The sequence below is a fragment of the Pseudomonas sp. ChxA genome, assembly GCF_030263855.1.
GTDB lineage: Bacteria > Pseudomonadota > Gammaproteobacteria > Pseudomonadales > Pseudomonadaceae > Aquipseudomonas > Aquipseudomonas fluorescens_CB.
The window spans coordinates 4,893,173-4,916,599 of sequence record NZ_JARPMK010000001.1; the positions used below are offsets into that span (position 1 = coordinate 4,893,173).

Consider the following 23,427-nt stretch of genomic DNA (forward strand, 5'->3'; position numbering starts at 1 on the left):
ATCAAAGACTAGAAATCAACATTCATCATCAACCTGATGGAATGCTCATTTCTAAGCTTTCATAACGTAGAAGCAGTAGTGGTGGAGCCAAACGGGATCGAACCGTTGACCTCCTGCGTGCAAGGCAGGCGCTCTCCCAGCTGAGCTATGGCCCCGTATTTCTACAGGCGTTTCCCACACAAAATTGGTGGGTCTGGGCAGATTCGAACTGCCGACCTCACCCTTATCAGGGGTGCGCTCTAACCAACTGAGCTACAGACCCAATTTCGAGCTGCTAAGGCCGACCTCACCCTGCTCTTTACCACAGAGCATGGGGTGCGCTCTAACCAACTAAGCTACAACCCTTTAGGCTGCTTCTTATCGTCTTCTTCAATGAATCAAGCAATTCGTGTGGGAACTTATGGAGCAGCTGATGTCGTCGATTAAGGAGGTGATCCAGCCGCAGGTTCCCCTACGGCTACCTTGTTACGACTTCACCCCAGTCATGAATCACACCGTGGTAACCGTCCTCCCGAAGGTTAGACTAGCTACTTCTGGTGCAACCCACTCCCATGGTGTGACGGGCGGTGTGTACAAGGCCCGGGAACGTATTCACCGCGACATTCTGATTCGCGATTACTAGCGATTCCGACTTCACGCAGTCGAGTTGCAGACTGCGATCCGGACTACGATCGGTTTTGTGGGATTAGCTCCACCTCGCGGCTTGGCAACCCTCTGTACCGACCATTGTAGCACGTGTGTAGCCCAGGCCGTAAGGGCCATGATGACTTGACGTCATCCCCACCTTCCTCCGGTTTGTCACCGGCAGTCTCCTTAGAGTGCCCACCATTACGTGCTGGTAACTAAGGACAAGGGTTGCGCTCGTTACGGGACTTAACCCAACATCTCACGACACGAGCTGACGACAGCCATGCAGCACCTGTCTCAATGTTCCCGAAGGCACCAATCTATCTCTAGAAAGTTCATTGGATGTCAAGGCCTGGTAAGGTTCTTCGCGTTGCTTCGAATTAAACCACATGCTCCACCGCTTGTGCGGGCCCCGTCAATTCATTTGAGTTTTAACCTTGCGGCCGTACTCCCCAGGCGGTCAACTTAATGCGTTAGCTGCGCCACTAAAAGCTCAAGGCTTCCAACGGCTAGTTGACATCGTTTACGGCGTGGACTACCAGGGTATCTAATCCTGTTTGCTCCCCACGCTTTCGCACCTCAGTGTCAGTATTAGTCCAGGTGGTCGCCTTCGCCACTGGTGTTCCTTCCTATATCTACGCATTTCACCGCTACACAGGAAATTCCACCACCCTCTACCATACTCTAGTCAGTCAGTTTTGAATGCAGTTCCCAGGTTGAGCCCGGGGATTTCACATCCAACTTAACAAACCACCTACGCGCGCTTTACGCCCAGTAATTCCGATTAACGCTTGCACCCTCTGTATTACCGCGGCTGCTGGCACAGAGTTAGCCGGTGCTTATTCTGTCGGTAACGTCAAAACAGCAAAGTATTAATTTACTGCCCTTCCTCCCAACTTAAAGTGCTTTACAATCCGAAGACCTTCTTCACACACGCGGCATGGCTGGATCAGGCTTTCGCCCATTGTCCAATATTCCCCACTGCTGCCTCCCGTAGGAGTCTGGACCGTGTCTCAGTTCCAGTGTGACTGATCATCCTCTCAGACCAGTTACGGATCGTCGCCTTGGTGAGCCATTACCTCACCAACTAGCTAATCCGACCTAGGCTCATCTGATAGCGCAAGGCCCGAAGGTCCCCTGCTTTCTCCCGTAGGACGTATGCGGTATTAGCGTCCGTTTCCGAACGTTATCCCCCACTACCAGGCAGATTCCTAGGCATTACTCACCCGTCCGCCGCTCTCAAGAGGAGCAAGCTCCTCTCTACCGCTCGACTTGCATGTGTTAGGCCTGCCGCCAGCGTTCAATCTGAGCCATGATCAAACTCTTCAGTTCAAACATCTTTGGGTTTTTAAGAAACCCTAAACTTGGCTCAGCAATCGTTGGTTACATCTTTGATTTCTCGCGGAGTAACTTGTGATGCTGATAATCTTGTTGACTATCAGTCTGACTCCACAAGCACCCACACGAATTGCTTGATTCAGTTGTTAAAGAGCGGTTGGTTAAGATCTTTCGTCTCAACCGAGGCGCGCATTCTACAGCAGCCTCATTTGCTGTCAAGTGATTATTTTCAGAAGTTTTCGAAGAATTCTTCAACAACTTCAACCACTTGCGCTTACGATCTCTCGTTAGCGGGAGGCGAATTCTACAGCGTTACACGCTGCTGTCAACACCTCTTTTTCAACTCCCTTTTGGCTTCGATGAACTGAAGCAACCTGCTGCCGAAAACTTCGTAACCCATTGTTTACCAAAGAGTTTTACGTTTCGACTGCGCCGGAAGTGGGACGAATTATAGACAGATATAAATCCCCGTCAACACTTAATTTAGATTTTCTATCAAACCGTCCAAAAAGCCGCACTCCCTTCTATATAAGCAGCATCGCAACCAAAATTGAGCAATATATTGCTCAAAGCCCGGCAGTTAAGCATCATAGGCGTTCTGCCCTTTTATGACTTCGGACACCCGCCCCAATGACCACTCCACCTCGCAGCCTGGCCTCGGCATTGTTTCCGGTCGGTCTGCTGTTGATCGCCATGGCCTCCATCCAGTCGGGTGCCTCGCTGGCCAAGAGCATGTTCCCCATCGTCGGCGCACAGGGCACTACCACGCTGCGCCTGATTTTCGCCAGTGTGATCATGCTGCTGCTATTACGCCCATGGCGCGCCAAGCTCACGGCCAAGTCCCTGCGCACGGTCGTTGTCTATGGCATGGCACTGGGCGGCATGAACTTCCTCTTCTATATGTCATTGCGCACAGTGCCCCTGGGCATCGCAGTAGCGCTGGAATTCACCGGCCCGCTCGCCGTGGCTATCTATGCCTCGCGCCGGGCGGTGGATTTTGTATGGATCGGCCTCGCGATCGCGGGCCTGCTGTTATTGATCCCCATCGGAGAAACCAGCAGCGGCATCGACTTGACCGGCGCCGCCTACGCACTGGGTGCCGGCGTGTGCTGGGCGCTCTACATCCTGTTTGGCCAAAAAGCCGGCAACGACAACGGCGTGCAAACTGCCGCCCTGGGCGTGATGATCGCCGCTTTGTTTGTAGCACCAATCGGCATCGTCCATGCCGGCGCCGCATTGCTGACGCCCTCGCTGATTCCCGTTGCCATCGGTGTCGCCATCCTGTCCACCGCTTTGCCCTATACCTTGGAAATGGTCGCGCTCACTCGCCTGCCCGCTCGCACCTTCGGCACCTTGATGAGCATTGAGCCGGCGTTCGGCGCCCTCTCCGGTCTGTTTTTCCTGCAAGAGCACTTGTCCCTCGCGCAATGGCTGGCGATCACCTGCATTATCTTCGCCTCCGTAGGTGCCACACTGACGATGCGCAATGAATCCAAACCGTTGGTGCCGGCCGATTGATTCTGATCGCAGGTAGCTCTGGTATTTGCCGTTCATTTAGGCCATGTTTAGGCCGTAAACGAATGTCTTTCATGGAGAATTTCGACAGGGACTGCTGAACGCTACAATCGAGAGCGAGTAAAGCCTGCATCGAGCCTTTTTGCGACGCGGCTATAAGGATAGTAATGAAACGAATTTTGATACTGTTACTGGTCGTGGGCATTGCTGGCTGTGCTGCGACCACCAAGACAGAAGTGAAACGGGGCAAAAAAGGCATGCACATCAACTGTTCCGGCCTGTCCTCCTCCTGGGACCAGTGCTACACCAGTGCAGCCAACTCATGCGGCGCCAAGGGCTACCGGGTTATCGCCAAATCCGGTGACAATTCCGAGGAGCCTGGGGACTATCCTTTCGGCATCAACCCTGCCGGTTACACCAGCCGCAGCATGATCGTCATCTGTAAATGACCGCCCGAGCAGTCCACTTCCGGCTGCTCCTCCTTCTTGACATGCCCTTCGCCCTGCTGCGGCTACACTCCTGCTCGACATTCGAGCAACGGAGTTCCCATGACACCCAACAAGAAAATCGTATTGGTGGTTGGTGCCGGTGATGCAACCGGTGGCGCCATTGCCCGGCGCTTTGCCCGCGAAGGCTATGTAGCCTGCGTCACCCGTCGCAGTGCCGATAAACTGCAGCCCTTGGTCGAAAGCATCCAGGCAGCGGGCGGCCAAGCCCACGGTTTTGCCTGTGATGCGCGTAAAGAAGACGACGTGATCGCGCTGGTTGAACAGATAGAGACCGAATTGGGCCCCATTGAAGCCTTCGTCTTCAATATCGGCGCCAATGTGCCGTGCAGCATCCTCGAAGAAACCGCGCGCAAATACTTCAAAATCTGGGAGATGGCTTGCTTCTCCGGGTTCCTGAACGCTCGCGAAGTCGCCAAACGCATGGTCACCCGCGAACGCGGCACTATCTTGTTCACCGGTGCCACTGCCGGGTTGCGCGGCGGTGCAGGGTTTGCCGCATTCGCCGGCGCCAAACACGGCATCCGTGCGCTCGCGCAAAGCATGGCACGGGAGCTGGGGCCGCGGAACATCCATGTGGCCCACGTAGTAGTCGACGGCGCCATCGACACCGACTTTATTCGCGACAATTTTCCGCAGAAATACGCGCAGAAAGACCAGGACGGCATCCTTAACCCTGAACACATCGCCGACAACTATTGGTACCTGCACAGCCAACCACGGGACGCCTGGACCTTCGAACTGGACCTGCGCCCCTGGAACGAACCCTGGTAAACACGTCCCATCCTAATCAAGAACAACAATAAGCAGTGAGAATCGACCATGAGTAAAACCCTGGAATTCTTTTTCGACCTCGGCAGCCCGGCCACTTACCTGGCCTACACGCAATTGCCAGCGCTGTGTGCCGAGACTGGTGCGCAACTGGTGTATCAACCCATGCTGCTGGGTGGTGTATTCAAAGCTACCGGCAACGCTTCGCCCATCACTGTGCCCGCCAAAGGGCGTTACATGTTTAATGACTTGGCGCGATACGCCAAACGCTACAACGTACCGCTCAAATTCAACCCGCACTTCCCCATCAACACCCTGATGCTGATGCGCGCCGTCATGGGTATCCAGATACGCGAACCCGAGCGCTTCCAGGCCTTCATCGATTGCCTGTTTCGCGCCCTCTGGGTCGAAGGTCGCCACTTGGGCGATCCCGTCGTGGTGGCCTCCGTGCTGAGTGACGCCGGTTTCGACCCAGAGGAAGTCCTGAACCTGGCCAACGATGAAAAGGTAAAAGCCGCCCTCAAGGACAAAACCGAACAGGCTGTGCAGCGCGGGGTATTCGGTGCACCCAGTATGTTTGTAGGTAATGAGCTGTTCTTCGGTCAGGACCGTCTGGAGTTTGTGCGCGAAGCGCTACGCTAAAACTCGATTGCCAAGCGCCCTTGAGCGCCGCTTGCGAGCAAATCGTAAGCGGCGTTTACCGTATGCCGATCAAAGCGCCGCGGGTCCATGATCGGCGTGAGTTTGCCGGCATCGATCAAACAGGCGGCGTCAGAGAGTATCCGCCCGTGATGCTCACGCCCCTTGCCCGTCAACAACGGCAACAATGTGAACACCCCGGAATAGGTCGCCCCGCGAAATGACAAAGGCGCCAGGCTATGTTGCCCCCAGCCCAGGCAGCTCACTACATGCCCGTGATACACCTTGGCGGCCCGGAAAGACGCATCCAGCGTCGCGCCGCCAACGGTGTCATACACAATGTCGAAACCTTCACCCGCCGTGTGCGACGCCACATAATCTTCGACCGTATGCTGCTGATAGTCGATGAACGTGGCGCCCAATCCTTCAATGGTTGCGCGGTGCCGCGCCGAGCCCGTCGCATACACCCGCGCGCCGTAGGCAATCGCCAATTGCACTGCGACATGCCCTACACCGCCAGCGCCACCCTGGATCAACACCGTGTGCCCCACGCCCACCCGCGCTCGGTCCACCAGCCCCTCCCATGCAGTGATCAATACCAGCGGCAACACCGCCGCTTCGCGCATGCTCAACCGTTCAGGCTTTCGCGCCAGCAGGCGCGCATCAACCGCCACATATTCTGCTAACGCCCCCTGAGTACCGCCGATCCCGGCTCCGAGCGCATAGACCTCATCGCCGACTTGCCAATCACCCGCCAATGGGCCGACGGCCTCGAGGGTGCCCGCCAGGTCCATGCCAATAACGGCAGGCAGAGACTGTTGCGCATGGGCAGCCTGGCCCGCGCGGATTTTCGCGTCCAACGGGTTAAGGCCACTGGCCTTGACCCGGACCAGCACCTGCCCGGCGCCCGCCACAGGCTTGGGGATCGTGGCCAAACGGAACGGCGCGTCTGCGGCGTCTACTACCAAAGCGTGCATGTCAGTCATATCGGCGATCTCGATGGGTGGGTTGATAAAACCATGATCCGCCGCCGCACTCATGCCGATAAGACGCTAAAAAGCTATAGTGCCCATGCGCATTTGGCATGAATGAGGCAACCGATGGACAAGCTCAACGCAATGGCGATTTTCGTGCGGGTCATCGAACGCGGTAGCTTTTCCGCCGTCGCCCGAGAGATGCAGACCACCCAGCCGACCATCAGCAAAGTGCTGCGGGCGCTGGAAACCGAATTGGGCGGCAAGCTGATTGCCCGCAGCACTCGGCATTTGTCTCTGACGGACGAAGGTCAGCGCTACTACAGCCATTGCCGCGAAATCCTGGCGGCCGTAGATGCCGCGGAACACAGTTTCCAGACGGGCAAGGAAACCATCGCCGGCCCACTGCGCATAGGCTCGTCAGTCAGCTTTGGCCGCCTGCACATCGCCTCGCGTTTGCACGGTTTCCTGCAGCAATACCCGGACGTGCACATTGACCTGCAACTCTACGACCACCTCCAGGACCTGGTCAGTGAAGGCCTGGATGTGACGTTGCGTATCGGCGAATTACCCGACAGCGGCCTGATTGCGCGACAGATCGGCACCACCCACCGCGTCACCGTGGCGAGCCCTGCCTACATTGCCAGGCACTGCGCCCCACACACCCCGCAAGATCTCACGCAGCACAACTGCCTGCTCTTCAACTTGCTGAGCAGCCAGAACCAGTGGATTTACGAAAAGGACGCCAAACGACACGCGGTGCGCATCACCGGCAACGCCCAGAGTAATAACTCCGAGGCGGTGCGGGAGATGGTGCTGACGGGACTCGGCATTGCGCTGTCGCCCCTGTGGCTGTTTGCCGATGACCTCAAAGCCGGCCGCGTGGTTGCACTGTTACAGGATTACACCCCGCAATCGCTGCCGATCCATGCGGTGTCGGCGCCCAATCGGCGCCAGTCAGCCAGGGTCAAGGCGTTCGTCGACTACCTCGCCGACGCCTTGGCCAATGCTCCTGAACTGCAACCGATCAGATAGCGGCGGTACGCACCTGCAGCCATTCCAAGGCTGCACCGCTGAGCAGCGGGCTCAGGCGTTCACGCACCTCGGCGTGGTACCCGTTAAACCATTCGCGCTCATCCGCCGTCAGCAATGACGGCTGCAGGCAACGGGTGTCGATCGGGCACAGGGTCAGGGTTTCAAACTTGAGGAACTCACCAAACTCGGTTTTGCCCGCTTCGCGGTTCAACACCAGGTTCTCGATGCGCACACCCCAACGACCCGGGCGATAGGTACCTGGCTCAATCGAAGTAATCATCCCCGGCTGCATCGCGGTCTGCGGTGCCGCGGCAGCCTGGTAGGCGATCACTTGCGGGCCTTCGTGCACATTCAGGAAATAGCCTACGCCGTGACCTGTACCGTGGCCGTAGTCCACGCCTTCGGCCCAGATCGGCGCACGGGCGATGGCATCCAGCAGTGGTGACAAAATGCCCTTGGGGAAATGCGCACGCGACAAGGCAATCACACCCTTGAGCACGCGCGTGCAGTCGCGCTTCTGCTCGTCACTCGGCGTGCCGATCGGCACCATCCGTGTGATATCCGTGGTGCCGCCCAGGTACTGGCCGCCGGAGTCGATCAGCAACAGGCCATCGCCTTCGATCAACGCATGCTCTTCTTCGGTGGCGTGATAATGCGGCATCGCACCGTTGGCGTTGAACGCCGCGATGGTGTTGAAGCTCAGCGACACATAATCGGGGCGACGGGTACGTGCAGCGGTCAAATGTTCGTCGATGGTCAGTTCGGTGATGCGCTCGCGGCCCAATGCACTGTCCAGCCAGGCGAAGAATTCGCACAGCGCCGCGCCGTCCTGCTCCATGGCTTGGCGGATATGTTCGGCGTCCGCCAGGCTTTTGCGCGACTTGGCCAGCGTGGTCGGGTTCAAGCCCTCGACCAGCTTGACACCGGCATCGAGGTTTTCCAGCAAACCAGTGGTGACGCGTGCCGGATCAACTTGCAGGCTGACACCCGCCGGTACTGCACGCAGCGCATCCGCCACTTCGCTGTAGTCGCGCAAGGTCACGCCGTCCCGCTCCAGTACCGCGCGCAGCTCGGCATCGACCTTGCTCAGCGCAACAAACAGCGTGGCCTGCTGTTGATTGATCAAGGCAAACGACACAAACACCGGGTTGAACGACACATCACCGCCGCGTAGGTTGAACAACCAGGCGATGTCATCCAGGGTCGCGATGAAGTGCCAATCGGCACCCTTCTCTTTCAAGCTGGCACGCAGGGCGGCGAGTTTATCGCCACGGCTGACAGTCGCCTGCGGCGGCAGGTGTGGGTAGATCGGCTGGTTCGGCAAGGCCGGGCGGTCTTGCCAGACTTCATTCAACAGGTCGATATCGGTACGCAGGCGAGCGCCGCGCTCGGCCAGCTTGCCGCCCAGGGTACGTGCCGAGGCCACGGCCATTACTGCGCCGTCCACTGCGACCACGCCGCCCTCCGGGGTTTGCTCGGCCAGCCACTCCAGCGGGCCGGGTTGGCCTGGCTGCAGTTTCACCAGTTCGATGCCGCTGCCCTTGAGTTCCTTGGTGGCCTGCTCCCAGTAACGGCTGTCGGCCCACACGCCGGCAAAATCCGCGGTCACAATCAGCGTACCTACCGAGCCATAAAACCCCGACAGCCATTGCCGCCCCTGCCAGTAACCCGGCAAGTACTCGGACAGATGCGGGTCGGCCGACGGCACCAACAGGGCATGAATGCCCTCGCGGCGCATCAGTTCGCGGGTATGCGCCAGGCGCTGGGGAACCGTTCCATGGGTCAAAGGCTGCGTACTCATCATGTCTCCTGCTAACCACTCATAATTATTATGTGTTGTGACTGAAAAATCAGACCGCCCAGAATGCCGGCGCACTGGCCAGTGCAGCCTTGATCAACTGCACGGCCGCGTCGATATCCTGCTCGGTGGTAAACCGGCCCAGGCTCAAGCGAATAGTCCGACCGGCGCTGCGTGCGTCATGGCCCAAAGCCAGAAGCACGTGTGACGGCGCATTACTCGCCGAATTGCACGCCGAGGTGGCCGAAAACGCGATGCCTGCGCTCAGTGCGGCGGAATTGAACTCGCCCTCTGTGAACGTGAGGCTCAGTGTATGGGGAATGCGCTGGGTGGCGCTGCCATTGAGGCGCACGCCGGCAATGGTTTCCAACTGATCGAGCAGGCGCTGACGCAACGCGACGATGGCGGCTTTTTCTTCAGCAAAGGATTGCGCCGCCAAGGCGAAGGCAGTGCCCATGCCGGCAATCTGGTGAGTCGCCAGGGTGCCGGAGCGCAACCCACCTTCGTGGCCGCCGCCGTGAATCTGCGCCAGCACCTTCTGCTGCGCGCGCGGGCCCACATACAGCGCGCCAATGCCCTTGGGGCCGTACAGCTTGTGCGCCGAAAACGACATCAGGTCCACCGGCCAGTCAGCCAGGTCGATCGCGACCTTGCCCGCTCCCTGCGCCGCATCCACATGCAGCAGCGCACCGTGTTCACGCACCCGCGTGCCAATGGCTTGGATGTCATTGAGGGTGCCCAGCTCGTTGTTCACCAACATCAGCGACACCAGGAACGTATCTTCGCGCAACGCCTCACTGACTGACTCGGCGCTGATCAAGCCTTCAGCATCCGGCACCAGGTAAGTGACGGCCACGCCGGCTTCCTGCAACTGCCGCGCCGTGTCCAGCGTAGCCTTGTGTTCGATCTGGCTGGTGATGATATGCCCACCTGCCACACCTCGCGCCTGGGCCACGCCCTTGATCGCCAGATTGTTGGATTCTGTGGCACCGGAGGTCCAGACGATTTGCTCAGGCTGGGCACCGACCAGCTCGGCCACCTGGCGCCGCGCCTGCTCGACCGTGTGCCGGGCCGCCTGGCCGAACGCATGGGAGCTGGACGCAGGGTTACCGAAGTTGGCATTGAAGCCCAGACACTCGACCATTACTTGAATGACCCGCTCATCCACCGGCGTGGTGGCGGCGTAGTCGAAATACAACGGACGTTTATTCATGACGTTAAGACTCGCAGAGCGTATTCCCCAGGACAGCGCCTCGGGTGGCATCGACCGGAACAGAGGTCGTCAGGTTTAACCCGTCGGATGCCATAAAAGAAGACCACTTTATGTAAATGTGCGTAGGAACGCTCCTGAAATTCAGCTTAACAGGCTGAAGTATCCCAATGGCAAACAAAAAGCCCGAGGTTCCTTAAGGGAATCCTCGGGCTTTTTGCCACGTCGCGCCGGCTCAACTGGGGCGACCGTGCATCACCACACTGCGTTCAGCGTTCATTTCGCCCTGGTGGTCAAAGCCGAATGGCTTGTGTGGCTGGCCGGTCAACGCGGCGCGCTGCTGTTGATATTCATCAAACGACAGGCCACGACGGCTCAAGGCTTCAAGGGCCAATTGCTTGGTTTCTTCGGCGGTGTAAGGACGCGACTCAGGCGAAGGATGGGTCGCACATCCGGCAAGGACAGCGCTTACAACTATTAAGGAAACAGCTAGGAAGTGGTTCATGGTGAAGGCCCTGCGAAGGAGGTGTGTAGTCAATGAACACAGGCTACTCCCGCCCTTGCGCAGTGAAAAATCATCCCCCGTGATAGTCGCTATCAACCGTTGCGGCACCTTCGATAGCGAGCCATCCATATTCATTTACGTTCTATAAATATGGAAATCAGTTCGTTTACGGAATAAACCTAACCTTCTATAAATAGCGCTATTGCGAACCGACACTGTTCGCCACGCAACTGTTGCCCAGGCAACAGCCATTCAACAAAACCGCAGTCAGGCAACAGCACCTTTTTCAGCAGGACCTCTGCAGCCCACGCCAATCAAGGCTTGCAGCCCTTGGTACAGCTCTTGCTCAACAGGGTCCACTTCACCTGCTATCAACCACTGTTGAAAAAGGAACTGTTCATGACCCGTCCCCTGAATGTCGTTGCCCTCTCCGGCGGAACCTGGCGCCCATCGCGCACCTTGGTCTTGACCCAGGCCGTGCTGGCCGAACTGGCCACCTTGCTGCCGATCCAGACCACCCTGATCGAGTTGGGTGACATTGCCCGGCCCTTGGGCGGTGCACTCTCACGCGATGAACTGCCGGCCGAGGTCGAAACGCAATTGTTGGCCATCGAACAGGCCGACCTGCTGATCGTTGCCTCGCCGGTGTATCGCGGCTCTTATCCTGGCCTGCTCAAGCACCTGTTTGACCTGGTTGGCCTCAACGCCTTGATCAACACTCCGGTGTTGCTCGCGGCCACCGGCGGCAGCGAACGCCATGCGTTGGTCCTCGATCACCAGTTGCGCCCGCTGTTCAGCTTCTTCCAGGCCTTGACTCTGCCGATCGGCGTGTACGCCACCGAAGCTGACTTCACCGACTACCAAATAACCAGCGAGTTATTAAAAGCCCGCATTCAACTGGCCGCAGAACGCGCAGCGCCGCTGTTTGCCGCGCACTCCCCTTCTCTGCTGAAAATCGCTTAAGGATTTGTCATGGATGTTTTCTGGTTTCTGCCCACACATGGCGACGGCCATTTCCTCGGCACCACCCAAGGTGCGCGCCCGGTCACGCTCAATTATCTGAAGCAGGTGGCGCAAGCGGCTGACAGCCTCGGTTACTTCGGTGTGCTGATTCCTACCGGGCGCTCGTGTGAAGATTCCTGGGTAATCGCCTCGGCGCTGGTGCCGCTGACCGAACGCCTGCGTTACCTGGTGGCGATTCGCCCAGGGATCATCTCGCCCACGGTGTCGGCGCGCATGGCCGCGACCCTGGACCGCCTGTCCAACGGCCGATTGCTGATCAACGTGGTCACCGGTGGCGACCCCGACGAAAACCGTGGCGACGGCAGCTTCCTCGACCACAGTGAACGCTACGAGGTTTCCGACGAATTCCTGCAGATCTGGCGCCGTGTGTTGCAGGGCGAGTCGGTGGATTTTGAAGGCAAACACCTGCGTGTGCAGAACGCCAAGGCCCTTTACCCACCGGTGCAGAAGCCGTATCCGCCGCTGTACTTCGGCGGTTCTTCCGATGCTGCCCACGACCTGGCCGCCGAACAGGTCGACGTGTACCTGACCTGGGGTGAGCCGCCTGCCGCCGTTGCGCAAAAACTTGCCGACGTGCGTGAACGCGCAGCGCGCCATGGGCGCACGGTCAAGTTCGGCATTCGCCTGCATGTGATCGTGCGCGAAACCGAAGAAGACGCCTGGAAAGCCGCCGACAAACTGATCGAACACATCAGCGATGAAACCATCGCCGCCGCGCAAAAATCTTTCTCGCGCTTTGATTCCGAAGGCCAGCGGCGCATGGCGGCTTTGCATGACGGGCGCCGCGACAACCTGGAAATCGCCCCCAACTTGTGGGCCGGCGTCGGCCTGGTACGCGGCGGTGCCGGCACCGCATTGGTGGGCAACCCGCAGCAAGTGGCCGAGCGCATTCAGCAATACGCTGACCTTGGCATCGAGAGCTTTATCTTCTCCGGTTACCCGCACCTGGAAGAAGCCTATCGCTTTGCCGAACTGGTGTTCCCGTTGTTGCCGGAGCCTTACGCCAGCCTCGCCGGACGTGGCATCACCAACCTCACGGGGCCGTTTGGCGAAATGATTGCCAATGATGTGCTGCCGAACACGAAAGCCTGAGTGCGCTGAGTTCGGCTTCAGGTGGGAACGCGCTTGTTGTGGCGAGGGAGCTTGCTCCCGCTGGGGTGCGAAGCGCCGCCAAAAGCCGGCGACTGCTGCGCAGCCGAACGGGAGCAAGCTCCCTCGCCACAGGTAATCACCCACTGAGCCATCGTTGCCAGACAAAAAATTGAGGAACCCCGTGTGACAGCCAAACCCCACAGCGTCCTGCCTTCACCCTTGCAGACCGCCAAACTGCTGGCCGCCGAATTTGCCCTCACCGCCGTTGAACGCGATGAGCGCGGCGGCACGCCCAAGGCCGAACGTGATGCGCTGCGCCAAAGCGGCCTGCTGGCCCTGAGCATCCCTACGCAATACGGCGGCCTCGGCGCGCGCTGGAGTGAAACCCTGGGCATCGTGCGCGAGTTCGCCAAGGTCGACAGCTCAATCGCCCATGTCTTCGGCTTTCACCACCTGATGCTCGCCACCGTGCGCCTGTTTGCGCGCCCGGACCAATGGCAGCCGTGGTTCGAACAAACCGCGCGCAAAAACTGGTTCTGGGGCAATGCCCTCAACCCGCTGGACACCCGCACGGTGGTCAAGGATTTCGGCGGCTGGCGCGAATTTTCCGGCAAGAAGAGCTTCTGCTCCGGCGCCAGCGATTCGGAGATGCTCATCGCCTCCGCCGTGGACGAGAGCGCCGGCGGCAAGCTGCTGATCGCCGCGATTCCCAGCGGGCGCAGCGGCATTACCTTGCACAACGACTGGAACAACATCGGCCAGCGCCAGACCGACAGCGGCAGCGCCAGCTTTGAACGGGTGCGCGTCGAAGAGTCGGAATTGCTGCTCGATCCCGGCCCATTGAGCACGCCCTTCGCCTGCCTGCGCCCGCTGATCGCGCAGTTGACGTTCACGTATATGTTTCTCGGGATTGCCGAAGGCGCCTTTGAAGAAGCACGCAACTACACCCTCACCGAAACCCGTGCGTGGCATAAATCCTCGGCGGGCGATGTGCGCCAGGACCCTTACGTGCTGCACCATTACGGCGAATTCTGGGTGGCGCTGGAAGGCGTGCGCCTGTTGGTCGAACGCGCGGGCGAATTGCTCGACCAGGCCTGGGCCAAAGGTGCCAGTCTCAGCGAACAGCAACGCGGCGAACTGGCGATTGCAATCGCCACTGCCAAAGTCGCCGCCACCCGCCAAGGCCTGGACCTGTGCAGCCGCCTGTTTGAAGTTACCGGCGCGCGCTCGACCCATGCCTCGCTGCGCCTGGACCGCCACTGGCGCAACTTGCGCACGCAAACCCTGCACGACCCGGTGGATTACAAACTCCACGAACTGGGGGACTGGGCGTTGAACCAGTCCCTGCCGATACCGACGTTCTACTCCTGAGAGAGGTGCCCATGCAGCTGTTAACCTTACCGCCCTCGCCCGCCCTCGCGACCTCGATTCGCGCCACGGCCCAGGTCTTCGAAGACCCCAAATCCCAGGCGTTGCTCGACCATATCCAGCAAGTGGCGCCCAGCGAAGCGAGTGTGCTGATCATCGGCGAGACCGGCACCGGCAAAGAGCTGGTGGCGCGCCATATTCATAACCTCAGTGCGCGGCGTAACCGGCCCTTTGTGGCAGTTAACTGCGGCGCGTTTTCCGAATCGCTGGTGGAAGCCGAATTGTTCGGGCATGAAAAAGGTGCGTTTACCGGCGCCCTCAGTGCCAAGGCCGGCTGGTTCGAAGAGGCCGACGGCGGCACCTTGTTCCTCGATGAGATCGGCGATTTGCCGATGGCGATCCAGGTCAAATTGTTGCGCGTTCTACAGGAACGCGAAGTCGTGCGCCTGGGTTCGCGCAAGAGCATTGCGATTGATGTGCGCGTGCTGGCGGCCACCAACGTGCAGCTGGAAAAAGCCATCAACGCGGGGCACTTTCGCGAAGACCTCTACTACCGCCTGGATGTGGTCAGCCTGGAACTCAGCCCACTGCGCGAGCGCCCCGGCGATATCCTGCCGCTGACCCGGCATTTTATCGAAGCCTATAGCCAGCGCCTGGGCTACGGCCCGATCACCATCAGCCGTGAGGCCGAGCACAAGCTCAAAAGCTACAGTTGGCCGGGCAATATCCGCGAGCTGGAAAACGTGATTCACCACACGTTGCTGATCTGCCGTAATGGCCTGATCGAGCGTGATGATCTGCGCCTGTCGAACATGCGCATCGAACGTCAGGACGACAGCCAGCACGGCACCGACAACAGCGCCGAAGCCTTGCTGGCCCGCGCCTTTCAAAAGCTCTTCGAAGAACAGGCCGGCGCCCTGCATGAAAAGGTCGAAGACGCGCTATTGCGCGCCGCTTACCGTTTCAGCCATTACAACCAGGTACACACCGCCAACCTGCTGGGTTTGAGCCGCAACGTCACGCGCACACGCCTGATCAAGATCGGCGAGCTGGCGGTGAACAAACGCCGCCCCGGCGAAAACGTGCAGGGCGAGCGCATGTTGCATTTATCCATTTAGGCGGCAGTGCAAGGCGTTGTCATGGCTGCGCTCGAAACTGCGCAGCACTTGAAATGAACCGAAGGTCACCGCCGTGGCCTGGTGGGCGCGAATCAGCGTCCAGAAGTCTTCCTCGCCGTGCTCAAAACACTTGAACGCCGCCTCGCCGTCCTCACGCGAGCGCCATTGCAGGTAATTGAGCACCCGCCGCCCGTCGTCGCTGACTTGCACACTGGCATTGATAAAGCCGCCATGGCCCTGGGCCAGGCGTTCGCTCTGGGTGGACAAGGCGGCCACTAGGGCAAATTGCTGCTGAGGTTCGATCTGAAACTCGATCAACTGAGTGAAGCTGCGATTTTTCTCTGATACCTGCATGAACACTCCCCTCTCTCTGTAGGCAGAATCTTGCGATTCGATGCCACGCAGGGTAAAACCTCTAGTTAAGTCAAGGTCAAGCGCTTATCTGGAGTTTTTTATGCTTACCAAGGAACTCACCGTTGGCCAACTCGCCGCTCGCAGTGGCGTGGCGGTTACGGCGCTGCACTTTTATGAGTCCAAGGGGTTGATCAAGAGCAACCGCAACGCCGGTAACCAACGGCGCTACCCACGGGATGTGTTGCGGCGCGTGGTGGTGATCAAAATCGCACAACGTTTGGGGATTCCACTGGCGACCATTGGCGAGGCGTTGCAGACCTTGCCGGATGGGCGCACGCCCACAGCACAGGATTGGGAACGCTTGTCGGCGTTGTGGCGCGAGGATCTGGATCAGCGCATCAACAAGCTGATGCTGCTGCGCGACAAACTCAGCGGCTGTATTGGTTGCGGGTGTTTGTCGCTGGAGGCGTGTCCGTTGCGTAATCAGGATGATCAGTTAGGTGAGCATGGGCCCGGCGCCCAGTTACTGGAGCCCACCACACCCGCCTGAGTTGGCAATGCAATCAATGTGGGAGCTGGCTTGCCTGCGATGCAGACAACCCGGCCTGTCAGTTAAACCGAGTTGCCAACACCTCGTCGGTTACCTGCAGGCCACGGCGGGCGTGGCCTATAGTGAAAAGGTCGGACCTTCACAACCCCACCTGAGGAGAACGATATGAGCGTTAAGCCAATCCCTGAGGGTTATCACAGCATCACGCCGTATATGGGCATCGATAACGCCGCCGAGGCTATTGAGTTCTACCAGAAAGCCTTTGGCGCTACCCAGGTCATGCGCCTGGACATGCCCGATGGCAAGGTTGGGCACGCCGAGCTGCGCATCGGTGACTCGGCGATCATGCTCGGCTCGCCTTGCGCCGACATGGCGCTGCGTAATCCCACTGAACACACCAGCGTTGGTTTGCACCTGTATGTGAACGATGTGGATGCGCAGTACCAACAGGCCATTGAGGCAGGCGCCCTTTCGGTGTCCGAGCCCAAAGATCAGTTTTACGGTGACCGCTCGGCGAGTGTGAAGGATCCCTTTGGCCACCTGTGGTTTTTGGCTACGCGCAAGGAGGACCTGACTGAAGCGCAGATTCGCGAGCGGGCTATGGCGATGTTCGAGCAAGGCTGAAGTTTTAATAACTCTGCATATCTAATGTGGGAGCTGGCTTGTCTGCGATGGCGGCTTGTTGGTGGTGTACATATCCGTTGCTGCGGTAACGGCGGCTTAGGGTTCCGCCCTTACGGCGGCTCACTTTTGGAAAGACCCAAAAGTAAGCAAAAGGTCTTCGCCCCAACACTCGGTGCCTCGCTTAGGCTCGGCATGCCCGTAATCCGACAGTGATTTGGGGGGTCGCCGCGATGGGCCATCCTTGGCCCAGCGCGGCTAAACCGGCATCCCTGCCGGTTTACCCCCCAAATCACTGTCAGATTCCGGCCATCGTGTTTGACGGGGCGATTTCAGATCAAGATCAAAAGCGCAGATCAAAAGACCGCTGACTTCGTCATCGAAAAGGATGTAAGAGCCGGAGCAACAGCAACAGCAACAGCAACAGCAACAGCAACAGCAACAGCAAAGCCATACTCGGTCTAATGTGGGAGCTGGCTTGTCGAATCGTCGCACCGCTGCGATGGCATCAACTCTGTGTACCTGACACACCGAGGTGCCTGCATCGCAGGCAAGCCAGCTCCCACAGAAAATCAGCTCTTCAGTGTATTCAGATAGGCTTTTGCTTTGCACTTGATCTGGCTTTTGATTCAACCACTCAGGTCGGCTTTCAGGCCGCCGTGCTGTAGATTTTGATCTTGATCTGCTTTTGATCTGAGACGCCCCGTTAACCACGATGGCCGAACGCAGGCTTGAATCCGTGGGTAACCCGGCAGGACGCCGGGTTAGCCGCGCTGGGCCAAGGATGGCCCATCGCGGCGGCCCACGGATTCAAGCCGGAGTGAGGGCATGCCGAGCCTAGGCGAGGCACCGAGTGGTGGGGCGAGGACCTTTTGGTTACTTTTGCGTCCTTGCAAAAGTGACCCGCTGTAAGAGCGGAACCATAGGTAGCCGTGACCGCAACAACGGATATGTACCCCGAAAAACCACCATAGCGACCAACCCCGCAACACACTTCATGAACAACCCCTACACGCTTTCCCCCTTGCCCCAAACCCCGCGTGATTCCACGATGCGAGCAATTATAAAGAGGAGTCATCCCATGTTCGCCGGATTCCAAAAAGACCAGTGCCACGTCAACGGCGTGGACATCAGTTACCGCAAAGGCGGTACAGGTCCCGGTCTGCTCCTGCTGCACGGGCACCCGCAAACCCACGTCATCTGGCACAAAATCGCCGAACAGCTGGCCCAGCACTTCACCGTGGTCGCCGCCGACCTGCGCGGCTATGGCGACAGCAGCAAACCACCCGCCAACGACCATCACACCAACTACTCCAAACGCGAAATGGCCCGCGACGGCGTCGAGCTGATGCAAGCCCTGGGCTTCGAGAGTTTCTCGGTACTGGCCCACGACCGTGGCGCTCGCGTTGCCCATCGCCTAGCCCTGGACCACCCCGCCGCCGTGCAACGCATGGTGCTGCTGGACATCGCCCCAACCTTGTCGATGTACGCACAGACCGACGAAGCTTTCGCCCGCGCCTACTGGCACTGGTTCTTCCTGATCCGCCCGGCGCCCTTGCCTGAAGCCCTGATCGAGAGCAACCCCGAGTTGTACCTGCGCAGCGTCATGGGCAGCCGCAGTGCCGGGCTCAAACCGTTCACCGATGAAGCCTTCGCCGAATACCTGCGCTGCCTGCAACTGCCCGGCACCGCTCGCGGTATCTGCGAGGACTACCGTGCCGCCGCCGGTATAGACCTTGAGCACGACCAGGCCGACATCGACGCAGGCAACCACCTGAACCTGCCGTTGCTGGTGATGTGGGGCGCCGAAGGCACTGTCGGCCGCTGCTTCGAGCCGCTCAAGGAATGGCAGAAAGTCGCCACCGACGTGCGTGGCAAGGCGCTGCCGGCCGGGCACTACATTGCCGAAGAAGCCCCTGAGTTGTTGCTTGGCGAAGTCCTGGCCTTCCTTCGCTGAATGCACTGACAGCGTGATCTGAAACACCCGCCTCGCAGGCTGCCAATGGCCTGCGACGGGTTCGCTTTGCCCAAAAAACATCCCGAGATAATAAAAATGACAATCCGAAAACTGCTGGGAACCCTGTATGTCCAGGTGCTCATCGCCATCGCGCTGGGTGTGTTGATCGGCCATGTCTGGCCGCAAATCGGTATCGACCTCAAGCCCCTGGGCGACGGGTTTATCAAACTGATCAAGATGATCATCGGCCCGATCATCTTCTGCACGGTGGTCTCCGGCATCACCAGCATGCACGATGTGAAACAGGTGGGCCGGGTCGGCGGCAAGGCGCTGCTGTACTTCGAAATCGTTTCCACCATCGCCCTGCTGATCGGCATCCTCGCCGCGCACCTGCTGCAACCGGGCGTGGGTTTCAACATTGATGTGAAGACCCTCGACAGCTCGGCCATCGCCGGCTTCGTCGGCCAGGCCGAACATGGCGAAGGCATCACCGGGTTCCTGCTGCACGTGATCCCCACCACGTTTTTTGATGCCTTCTCCAAGGGCGAAATCCTGCCGGTGCTGTTTGTCTCGGTACTGTTCGGCATCGGCCTGGTGATGGTCGGGGAAAAAGGCCGGCCACTGGTGGGCGTGATCAACCAGGCCAGCGAAGTGTTCTTTCGCATCGTCGGCATCATCAGCCGAGTGGCGCCGATCGGGGCGTTTGGGGCAATTGCCTTCACTATCGGCAAATACGGTGTGGGTTCATTGCTGCCGCTGCTGAAGTTGGTGGGTACGTTCTACCTCACCGCGTTTTTCTTTGTGGCCGTGGTGCTGGGCAGCATCGCGCGCTACGCCGGCTTCAGCATTTTCAAGCTGATGGGCTATATCAAGTCGGAACTGTTGATTGTGCTAGGCACCAGCTCGTCGGAGTCGGCACTGCCGCAATTGATCCAGAAACTCGAAAGCCTGGGTGCGTCCAAAGGCGTGGTGGGCATCGTGGTGCCGACCGGCTACACCTTCAACCTCGACGGCACCAATATCTACATGACCCTGGCGGTGTTGTTCCTGGCGCAAGCCACCAATATCCACCTGCCGCTGGAGCAACAACTGACCTTGCTGGCGGTGGCCATGCTCACCTCCAAGGGCGCCGGTGCGGTGGTCGGTGCAGGTTTTGTGGCGCTGGCCGCGAGCCTGGCGGTGGTGCCGACCGTGCCGGTGGCGGCGATGGTGCTGATCCTGGGTGTCGACCGTTTTATGGCCGAGTGCCGCTCGCTGACCAATATCATCGGCAATGCCGTCGCGGCATTGGTGGTAGCCGCCTGGGAGGGTGAGTTGGACCGCGAAAAAATGGCCCCTATCGCCCTCAAGCATGGCCGCCATGCTCGGGCTGCCGCGCAGGCGAAGATCGCCGCCGAATAAGCCTTAAAGACAATCATCTTGTGGCGAGGGAGCTTGCTCCCGCTGGGCTGCGCAACAGCCGCAGAATCCTGGGCACACCCACCAGGTCCAGCGGCAGCAAGCTCCCTCGCCACACCGGTGCTATTCTGGCGGTTCATGCCGCCACGTCTGTTTCTGATGACCCATAAGAAAGATACCGTGCCCCTACCCGAAGACCTGCGGGTGTTCCTCACCGTGATCCGCAAGGCCGGCTTCGCTGCCGCCGCCGATGAGCTGGGGCTGTCGCCTGCGTATGTGAGCAAGCGCATTCAGATCCTCGAAACCACCCTGGCCACGCGCCTGCTGCACCGCACCAGCCGCCGCATCGCCCTGACCGAAGACGGCGAGCGGGTACAACGCTGGGCTGTGCGCATCCTTGAAGATTTCCAGCAACTGTCCGATGAGTTGAGCGACGCCCACGACAGCCCGCGCGGGCATCTGCACCTGTGCAGCAGCTTCGGTTTCGGCCGCAACCATGTGGCGCCGGCCCTGTCGTTGCTGGCCGAGCAGTACCCGGACCTGGAAATCCGCCTGGACCTGTTCGACCGCGTGGTGGATATCGTCAGTGAAGGGTTTGACCTGGAGATTCGCGTCGGCGATGACATCCCCGGCCAGCACATCGGCAGGCGGCTGGTGAGCAACCGTCGCGTGCTGTGCGCAGCGCCAGCCTACCTGCAACGCAAAGGCACACCGCAACAGTTGAGCGACCTGGAGCAGCACGACTGCCTGGTGCTCAAGGAGCGCGACAACGCCTTCGGCATCTGGAACCTGGAGCATGACGGCGCCCCCGAAAGCGTGCGCGTGCGCGGGCCGCTTTCTTCAAACAATGGCGAAATCGTGTTGCAGTGGGCCCTGGACGGGCGCGGTGTGTTACTGCGCTCGATGTGGGACGTAAAACCGCTGCTGGAACAGGGCAAGTTGGTGCAGGTGCTGCACGCCTACACCCAAAGCGCCAACGTGTGGGCGGTGTACCCGACACGTTTGGCCTACTCCGGCAAATTGCGCGCCTGCGTGGAATTTTTGCAGGAGCACTTCAAGGGGTTGTCGATCTGACGCCCCGCGTGGCGCTGACACCCAGCCATACCGTCATGATCACCAGGGCGGTCAATGGCAACCCATGGAACAGCACGATCACCTGGGCCGGCGTCCACGTCAGGTAGAACGGCCCCACCACCAGCATGCCCACACCAAAGCCGGCCATCTGGATCAGCGTCAACAGGCTGAACAGCGGCAGGCGCAAGCTATCGGGTTCGCTTTGCGCGCGGGAAACCAGCGCCACCTCGGAGATGCCGTCGCCCAGCCCGGCCCACACCACCAACAGCAGCGCCAGCCACAGTTCAGTTTGCTGGAAGGTCAGGATAAAGCCGCTGGACATCAGCGCCACACCCGCCATGAACCAGCGCTCCATGCCTTGGGTGCCACGGCCCTTGAGCAACGCACTGGCCAGGCGCGCGCCGATGAACTTGCCACAGGCCCACACCGCCAGCAGGTAGCCCATGACGGTTTTCGCGGTGTCCGGCGAAATGTATTGCGACAATACCGGCCAGCCGACGTTATGTGCAGCACTGCCGAGGGTGTCGAGCATGCTGATCAACAACATCGCCGCCAACACCGGCGCGCCGCGCAAGCCTTTGGTCAACTCATGCCATTCGGCCGCGAGCCCTCGATGCGCGGCGACGGCAACTGAATACAAGGCGCGCAACGGCAGGATCAGGCAAGCCGCTATCACGTAAGTGCCGATGTTGACGGCAAACACCGCCTCGAATCCGCTTGTGGCGATCAGCACACCGGAGAGCAGGCTGCCAAACACCGCACCGGTCGCCGCCGCCGAAGTGATCCAGGCATTGGTGCTCACCCGCTGTTCAAGCGCCACCCAAGTCGGCAACTGGCTATTGAGGCCAATGGCAAACAGCGAATTGCACAGGCCGATGCCGAACGCGATAAACGGCAGCACGTTGAGTTGATGCGCCGGGATCAGCACCAGCAGCGGCACCAGTAACAGCGCGCGGGCCAGGTCCAGCCCGGCCAAGGTACTGCGCCCCGGGAAACGCCGGAAAAACGGGATGCCAAACAAGCTGGCGACAATCCCGCCCGTCACCCGGCACGCCAGGAACACACTGACAAACACCACGCTTTGGCTGAGCCAGTAAACGTAGGTCGAGAGCGCCACCATGTTGAGGAATGCGCCGAAGTCCGAAACGCCCCGCGCAAAGATGATCAAGCGGGCGTTGCGGGTCGACAGGCCCAAGGGCTGAACGTCGCTCATGCCGGTTGTACCTCGTCTTCTACCCGTGCGTCATCAGCCGCCACGCCGCGCAGGCTCACCAGCAGCACATCGCGCCAGGCCGGTGCCGAATCGGTCTGCGGCCGTACAGCGCCGGCGCGGTGATACAGCCCACGGTCGTTGATCACGATGGTTTCCAGGAACTGCTCCATCGCCAGGTTCAGCACGCGGCTGTGCTCCGCCTCAGCGGTAAACACCTCGGACACCACCGGCACCGTGTTGCTCTGGCCAATGAAGTGCATGAACACCCAATCCAGGCCGTCCTGGTGAATACCCGAGGTGGTCGGGCTGGCCGATGGCCCCTCTGCACGCACGCGAAACTGGTGGATATCAATGGTGTAGGCATACGGGCCCAGGTGCGGTTCGATCACCGCCAGGTCGGTGGCGAGCAATTTCTGCATCAATGGGTGCTCGATAAAGCCCTCCTCGCTGTAGCTCAAGTGGTTGACGCCCTGGCGATAGTTGACCGCATAGGTGACCGGCGACTTGAACGCGGTCGTGCGGTCGATCTGCAACTGCCGCGTCGCTGACAAACGATAGCGCAGGATCCGCCGTTCGCGATGCGTGTATGCCTTGAACGCCTCGTCGCGCACCAGGTTCGCCCAGTAGGCGCGAAAGCTTTGCTCCTCACCGGGCTCGACCCTGAGCAACTGGCGAAAATCGCGACGGTGACAATAGTGGTGCTCGCGCAAGTGCGCGCCAATCTGTGGGATATCCATATCG

General features: G+C 59.6%; 21 protein-coding genes, 2 tRNA genes and 1 rRNA gene. 14 read left to right on the forward strand and 10 right to left on the reverse strand.

What is annotated here, in order from left to right; translation table 11 throughout:
* Window positions 1-79: 79 nt before the first annotated feature.
* The 3 genes from P5706_RS21825 to P5706_RS21835 all read right to left on the reverse strand — a co-directional run bounded on the left by P5706_RS21825 (window position 80) and on the right by P5706_RS21835 (window position 1,959).
* Window positions 80-155 (reverse strand) — tRNA-Ala (locus P5706_RS21825).
* Between the two features lie 30 nt (window positions 156-185).
* A tRNA-Ile gene (locus P5706_RS21830) sits at window positions 186-262 on the reverse strand.
* Window positions 263-423: 161 nt separating this feature from the next.
* Window positions 424-1,959, reverse strand: a 16S ribosomal RNA gene (locus P5706_RS21835).
* A gap of 636 nt (window positions 1,960-2,595) precedes the next feature.
* Here P5706_RS21835 and rhtA point away from each other — a divergent pair.
* The 4 genes from rhtA (at window position 2,596) to P5706_RS21855 (ending at window position 5,399) form a co-directional block, all read left to right on the forward strand.
* Window positions 2,596-3,483 carry a threonine/homoserine exporter RhtA gene (rhtA, locus tag P5706_RS21840; RefSeq protein ID WP_200434630.1) on the forward strand — a complete coding sequence of 296 codons (888 nt, stop codon included), beginning with the start codon at window positions 2,596-2,598 and terminating at the stop codon, window positions 3,481-3,483.
* A 164-nt stretch (window positions 3,484-3,647) separates the two neighbouring features.
* Window positions 3,648-3,929, forward strand: a complete 282-nt coding sequence (locus P5706_RS21845) for a hypothetical protein (RefSeq protein ID WP_017136337.1) — start codon at window positions 3,648-3,650, stop codon at window positions 3,927-3,929.
* A gap of 99 nt (window positions 3,930-4,028) precedes the next feature.
* Window positions 4,029-4,760: an SDR family oxidoreductase gene (locus tag P5706_RS21850; protein ID WP_285681762.1), complete on the forward strand. Its 732-nt coding sequence runs from the start codon at window positions 4,029-4,031 to the stop codon at window positions 4,758-4,760.
* A 48-nt stretch (window positions 4,761-4,808) separates the two neighbouring features.
* Entirely contained in the window at window positions 4,809-5,399 is a 591-nt protein-coding gene (locus P5706_RS21855; RefSeq protein WP_200434628.1) for a 2-hydroxychromene-2-carboxylate isomerase, read from the forward strand.
* Here P5706_RS21855 and P5706_RS21860 read toward each other — a convergent pair.
* The gene (locus P5706_RS21860) at window positions 5,396-6,373 is read right to left on the reverse strand and encodes a zinc-dependent alcohol dehydrogenase family protein (protein WP_285682801.1); all 978 of its coding nucleotides are present in this window, start codon (window positions 6,371-6,373) and stop codon (window positions 5,396-5,398) included. The genes P5706_RS21855 and P5706_RS21860 overlap by 4 nt on opposite strands.
* Before the next feature lie 123 nt (window positions 6,374-6,496).
* On the opposite strand from P5706_RS21860, the gene P5706_RS21865 reads away from it, so the two are divergent.
* Window positions 6,497-7,405 carry a LysR family transcriptional regulator gene (locus tag P5706_RS21865; protein WP_285681764.1) on the forward strand — a complete coding sequence of 303 codons (909 nt, stop codon included), beginning with the start codon at window positions 6,497-6,499 and terminating at the stop codon, window positions 7,403-7,405.
* On the opposite strand, the gene P5706_RS21870 is transcribed toward P5706_RS21865, so the two are convergent.
* From P5706_RS21870 to P5706_RS21880, 3 genes are all read right to left on the reverse strand, one after another.
* Window positions 7,398-9,206, reverse strand: coding sequence for an aminopeptidase P family protein (locus P5706_RS21870; RefSeq protein WP_285681766.1), 1,809 nt, complete (start codon window positions 9,204-9,206; stop codon window positions 7,398-7,400). The genes P5706_RS21865 and P5706_RS21870 overlap by 8 nt on opposite strands.
* A gap of 49 nt (window positions 9,207-9,255) precedes the next feature.
* On the reverse strand, window positions 9,256-10,416 hold the full coding sequence (locus P5706_RS21875) for a cysteine desulfurase family protein (RefSeq protein WP_200434625.1): 1,161 nt from the start codon (window positions 10,414-10,416) through the stop codon (window positions 9,256-9,258).
* A 232-nt stretch (window positions 10,417-10,648) separates the two neighbouring features.
* Window positions 10,649-10,918, reverse strand: coding sequence for a hypothetical protein (locus tag P5706_RS21880; RefSeq protein ID WP_200434624.1), 270 nt, complete (start codon window positions 10,916-10,918; stop codon window positions 10,649-10,651).
* Window positions 10,919-11,317: 399 nt separating this feature from the next.
* Here P5706_RS21880 and msuE point away from each other — a divergent pair, with 399 nt between their 5' ends.
* From msuE to P5706_RS21900, 4 genes are all read left to right on the forward strand, one after another.
* The gene (gene msuE / locus P5706_RS21885) at window positions 11,318-11,881 is read left to right on the forward strand and encodes an FMN reductase (RefSeq protein WP_285681769.1); all 564 of its coding nucleotides are present in this window, start codon (window positions 11,318-11,320) and stop codon (window positions 11,879-11,881) included.
* 9 nt (window positions 11,882-11,890) lie between these two features.
* Window positions 11,891-13,033: an FMNH2-dependent alkanesulfonate monooxygenase gene (ssuD, locus tag P5706_RS21890; RefSeq protein WP_285681771.1), complete on the forward strand. Its 1,143-nt coding sequence runs from the start codon at window positions 11,891-11,893 to the stop codon at window positions 13,031-13,033.
* A 183-nt stretch (window positions 13,034-13,216) separates the two neighbouring features.
* Entirely contained in the window at window positions 13,217-14,404 is a 1,188-nt protein-coding gene (locus tag P5706_RS21895; protein ID WP_285681773.1) for an acyl-CoA dehydrogenase family protein, read from the forward strand.
* 11 nt (window positions 14,405-14,415) lie between these two features.
* Window positions 14,416-15,519, forward strand: a complete 1,104-nt coding sequence (locus P5706_RS21900; RefSeq protein ID WP_285681775.1) for a sigma-54 interaction domain-containing protein — start codon at window positions 14,416-14,418, stop codon at window positions 15,517-15,519.
* Here the strand turns inward: P5706_RS21900 and P5706_RS21905 are convergent.
* Complete coding sequence (locus tag P5706_RS21905; RefSeq protein ID WP_056859702.1) at window positions 15,508-15,873, reverse strand: antibiotic biosynthesis monooxygenase; 366 nt, start codon at window positions 15,871-15,873, stop codon at window positions 15,508-15,510. The genes P5706_RS21900 and P5706_RS21905 overlap by 12 nt on opposite strands.
* Window positions 15,874-15,973: 100 nt before the next feature.
* Here P5706_RS21905 and soxR point away from each other — a divergent pair, with 100 nt between their 5' ends.
* The 5 genes from soxR to P5706_RS21930 all read left to right on the forward strand — a co-directional run bounded on the left by soxR (window position 15,974) and on the right by P5706_RS21930 (window position 21,473).
* Entirely contained in the window at window positions 15,974-16,423 is a 450-nt protein-coding gene (soxR, locus tag P5706_RS21910; protein WP_056859688.1) for a redox-sensitive transcriptional activator SoxR, read from the forward strand.
* 165 nt (window positions 16,424-16,588) lie between these two features.
* Window positions 16,589-17,047: a VOC family protein gene (locus tag P5706_RS21915; RefSeq protein WP_200434619.1), complete on the forward strand. Its 459-nt coding sequence runs from the start codon at window positions 16,589-16,591 to the stop codon at window positions 17,045-17,047.
* A 1,078-nt stretch (window positions 17,048-18,125) separates the two neighbouring features.
* Window positions 18,126-19,001: an alpha/beta fold hydrolase gene (locus tag P5706_RS21920; RefSeq protein ID WP_200434541.1), complete on the forward strand. Its 876-nt coding sequence runs from the start codon at window positions 18,126-18,128 to the stop codon at window positions 18,999-19,001.
* A gap of 96 nt (window positions 19,002-19,097) precedes the next feature.
* Window positions 19,098-20,402 carry a dicarboxylate/amino acid:cation symporter gene (locus tag P5706_RS21925; RefSeq protein ID WP_200434543.1) on the forward strand — a complete coding sequence of 435 codons (1,305 nt, stop codon included), beginning with the start codon at window positions 19,098-19,100 and terminating at the stop codon, window positions 20,400-20,402.
* 156 nt (window positions 20,403-20,558) lie between these two features.
* Complete coding sequence (locus tag P5706_RS21930; RefSeq protein WP_285681780.1) at window positions 20,559-21,473, forward strand: LysR substrate-binding domain-containing protein; 915 nt, start codon at window positions 20,559-20,561, stop codon at window positions 21,471-21,473.
* Here P5706_RS21930 and P5706_RS21935 read toward each other — a convergent pair.
* Together P5706_RS21935 and P5706_RS21940 are read right to left on the reverse strand one after the other, a co-directional pair.
* The gene (locus tag P5706_RS21935; RefSeq protein WP_285681782.1) at window positions 21,454-22,686 is read right to left on the reverse strand and encodes an MFS transporter; all 1,233 of its coding nucleotides are present in this window, start codon (window positions 22,684-22,686) and stop codon (window positions 21,454-21,456) included. The two genes, P5706_RS21930 and P5706_RS21935, sit on opposite strands and share 20 nt — an antisense overlap.
* Window positions 22,683-23,423, reverse strand: coding sequence for a 2OG-Fe dioxygenase family protein (locus P5706_RS21940; protein ID WP_285681784.1), 741 nt, complete (start codon window positions 23,421-23,423; stop codon window positions 22,683-22,685). The genes P5706_RS21935 and P5706_RS21940 overlap by 4 nt, the downstream gene beginning before the upstream one ends.
* Window positions 23,424-23,427: the final 4 nt, after the last annotated feature.

What these genes read in the sequence shown, in the direction of transcription:
- msuE (WP_285681769.1), top strand. Translation starts at nt 11,318, where the DNA reads ATGACCCGTCCCCTGAATGTCGTTGCCCTCTCCGGCGGAACCTGGCGC.
- P5706_RS21925 (WP_200434543.1), top strand. Translation starts at nt 19,098, where the DNA reads ATGACAATCCGAAAACTGCTGGGAACCCTGTATGTCCAGGTGCTCATC.
- ssuD (WP_285681771.1), top strand. Translation starts at nt 11,891, where the DNA reads ATGGATGTTTTCTGGTTTCTGCCCACACATGGCGACGGCCATTTCCTC.
- P5706_RS21880 (WP_200434624.1), bottom strand. Translation starts at nt 10,918, where the DNA reads ATGAACCACTTCCTAGCTGTTTCCTTAATAGTTGTAAGCGCTGTCCTT.
- P5706_RS21930 (WP_285681780.1), top strand. Translation starts at nt 20,559, where the DNA reads ATGACCCATAAGAAAGATACCGTGCCCCTACCCGAAGACCTGCGGGTG.
- P5706_RS21845 (WP_017136337.1), top strand. Translation starts at nt 3,648, where the DNA reads ATGAAACGAATTTTGATACTGTTACTGGTCGTGGGCATTGCTGGCTGT.
- P5706_RS21905 (WP_056859702.1), bottom strand. Translation starts at nt 15,873, where the DNA reads ATGCAGGTATCAGAGAAAAATCGCAGCTTCACTCAGTTGATCGAGTTT.
- P5706_RS21915 (WP_200434619.1), top strand. Translation starts at nt 16,589, where the DNA reads ATGAGCGTTAAGCCAATCCCTGAGGGTTATCACAGCATCACGCCGTAT.
- P5706_RS21900 (WP_285681775.1), top strand. Translation starts at nt 14,416, where the DNA reads ATGCAGCTGTTAACCTTACCGCCCTCGCCCGCCCTCGCGACCTCGATT.
- P5706_RS21935 (WP_285681782.1), bottom strand. Translation starts at nt 22,686, where the DNA reads ATGAGCGACGTTCAGCCCTTGGGCCTGTCGACCCGCAACGCCCGCTTG.
- rhtA (WP_200434630.1), top strand. Translation starts at nt 2,596, where the DNA reads ATGACCACTCCACCTCGCAGCCTGGCCTCGGCATTGTTTCCGGTCGGT.
- P5706_RS21940 (WP_285681784.1), bottom strand. Translation starts at nt 23,423, where the DNA reads ATGGATATCCCACAGATTGGCGCGCACTTGCGCGAGCACCACTATTGT.
- P5706_RS21920 (WP_200434541.1), top strand. Translation starts at nt 18,126, where the DNA reads ATGTTCGCCGGATTCCAAAAAGACCAGTGCCACGTCAACGGCGTGGAC.
- P5706_RS21870 (WP_285681766.1), bottom strand. Translation starts at nt 9,206, where the DNA reads ATGAGTACGCAGCCTTTGACCCATGGAACGGTTCCCCAGCGCCTGGCG.
- P5706_RS21850 (WP_285681762.1), top strand. Translation starts at nt 4,029, where the DNA reads ATGACACCCAACAAGAAAATCGTATTGGTGGTTGGTGCCGGTGATGCA.
- P5706_RS21860 (WP_285682801.1), bottom strand. Translation starts at nt 6,373, where the DNA reads ATGCACGCTTTGGTAGTAGACGCCGCAGACGCGCCGTTCCGTTTGGCC.
- P5706_RS21855 (WP_200434628.1), top strand. Translation starts at nt 4,809, where the DNA reads ATGAGTAAAACCCTGGAATTCTTTTTCGACCTCGGCAGCCCGGCCACT.
- soxR (WP_056859688.1), top strand. Translation starts at nt 15,974, where the DNA reads ATGCTTACCAAGGAACTCACCGTTGGCCAACTCGCCGCTCGCAGTGGC.
- P5706_RS21865 (WP_285681764.1), top strand. Translation starts at nt 6,497, where the DNA reads ATGGACAAGCTCAACGCAATGGCGATTTTCGTGCGGGTCATCGAACGC.
- P5706_RS21875 (WP_200434625.1), bottom strand. Translation starts at nt 10,416, where the DNA reads ATGAATAAACGTCCGTTGTATTTCGACTACGCCGCCACCACGCCGGTG.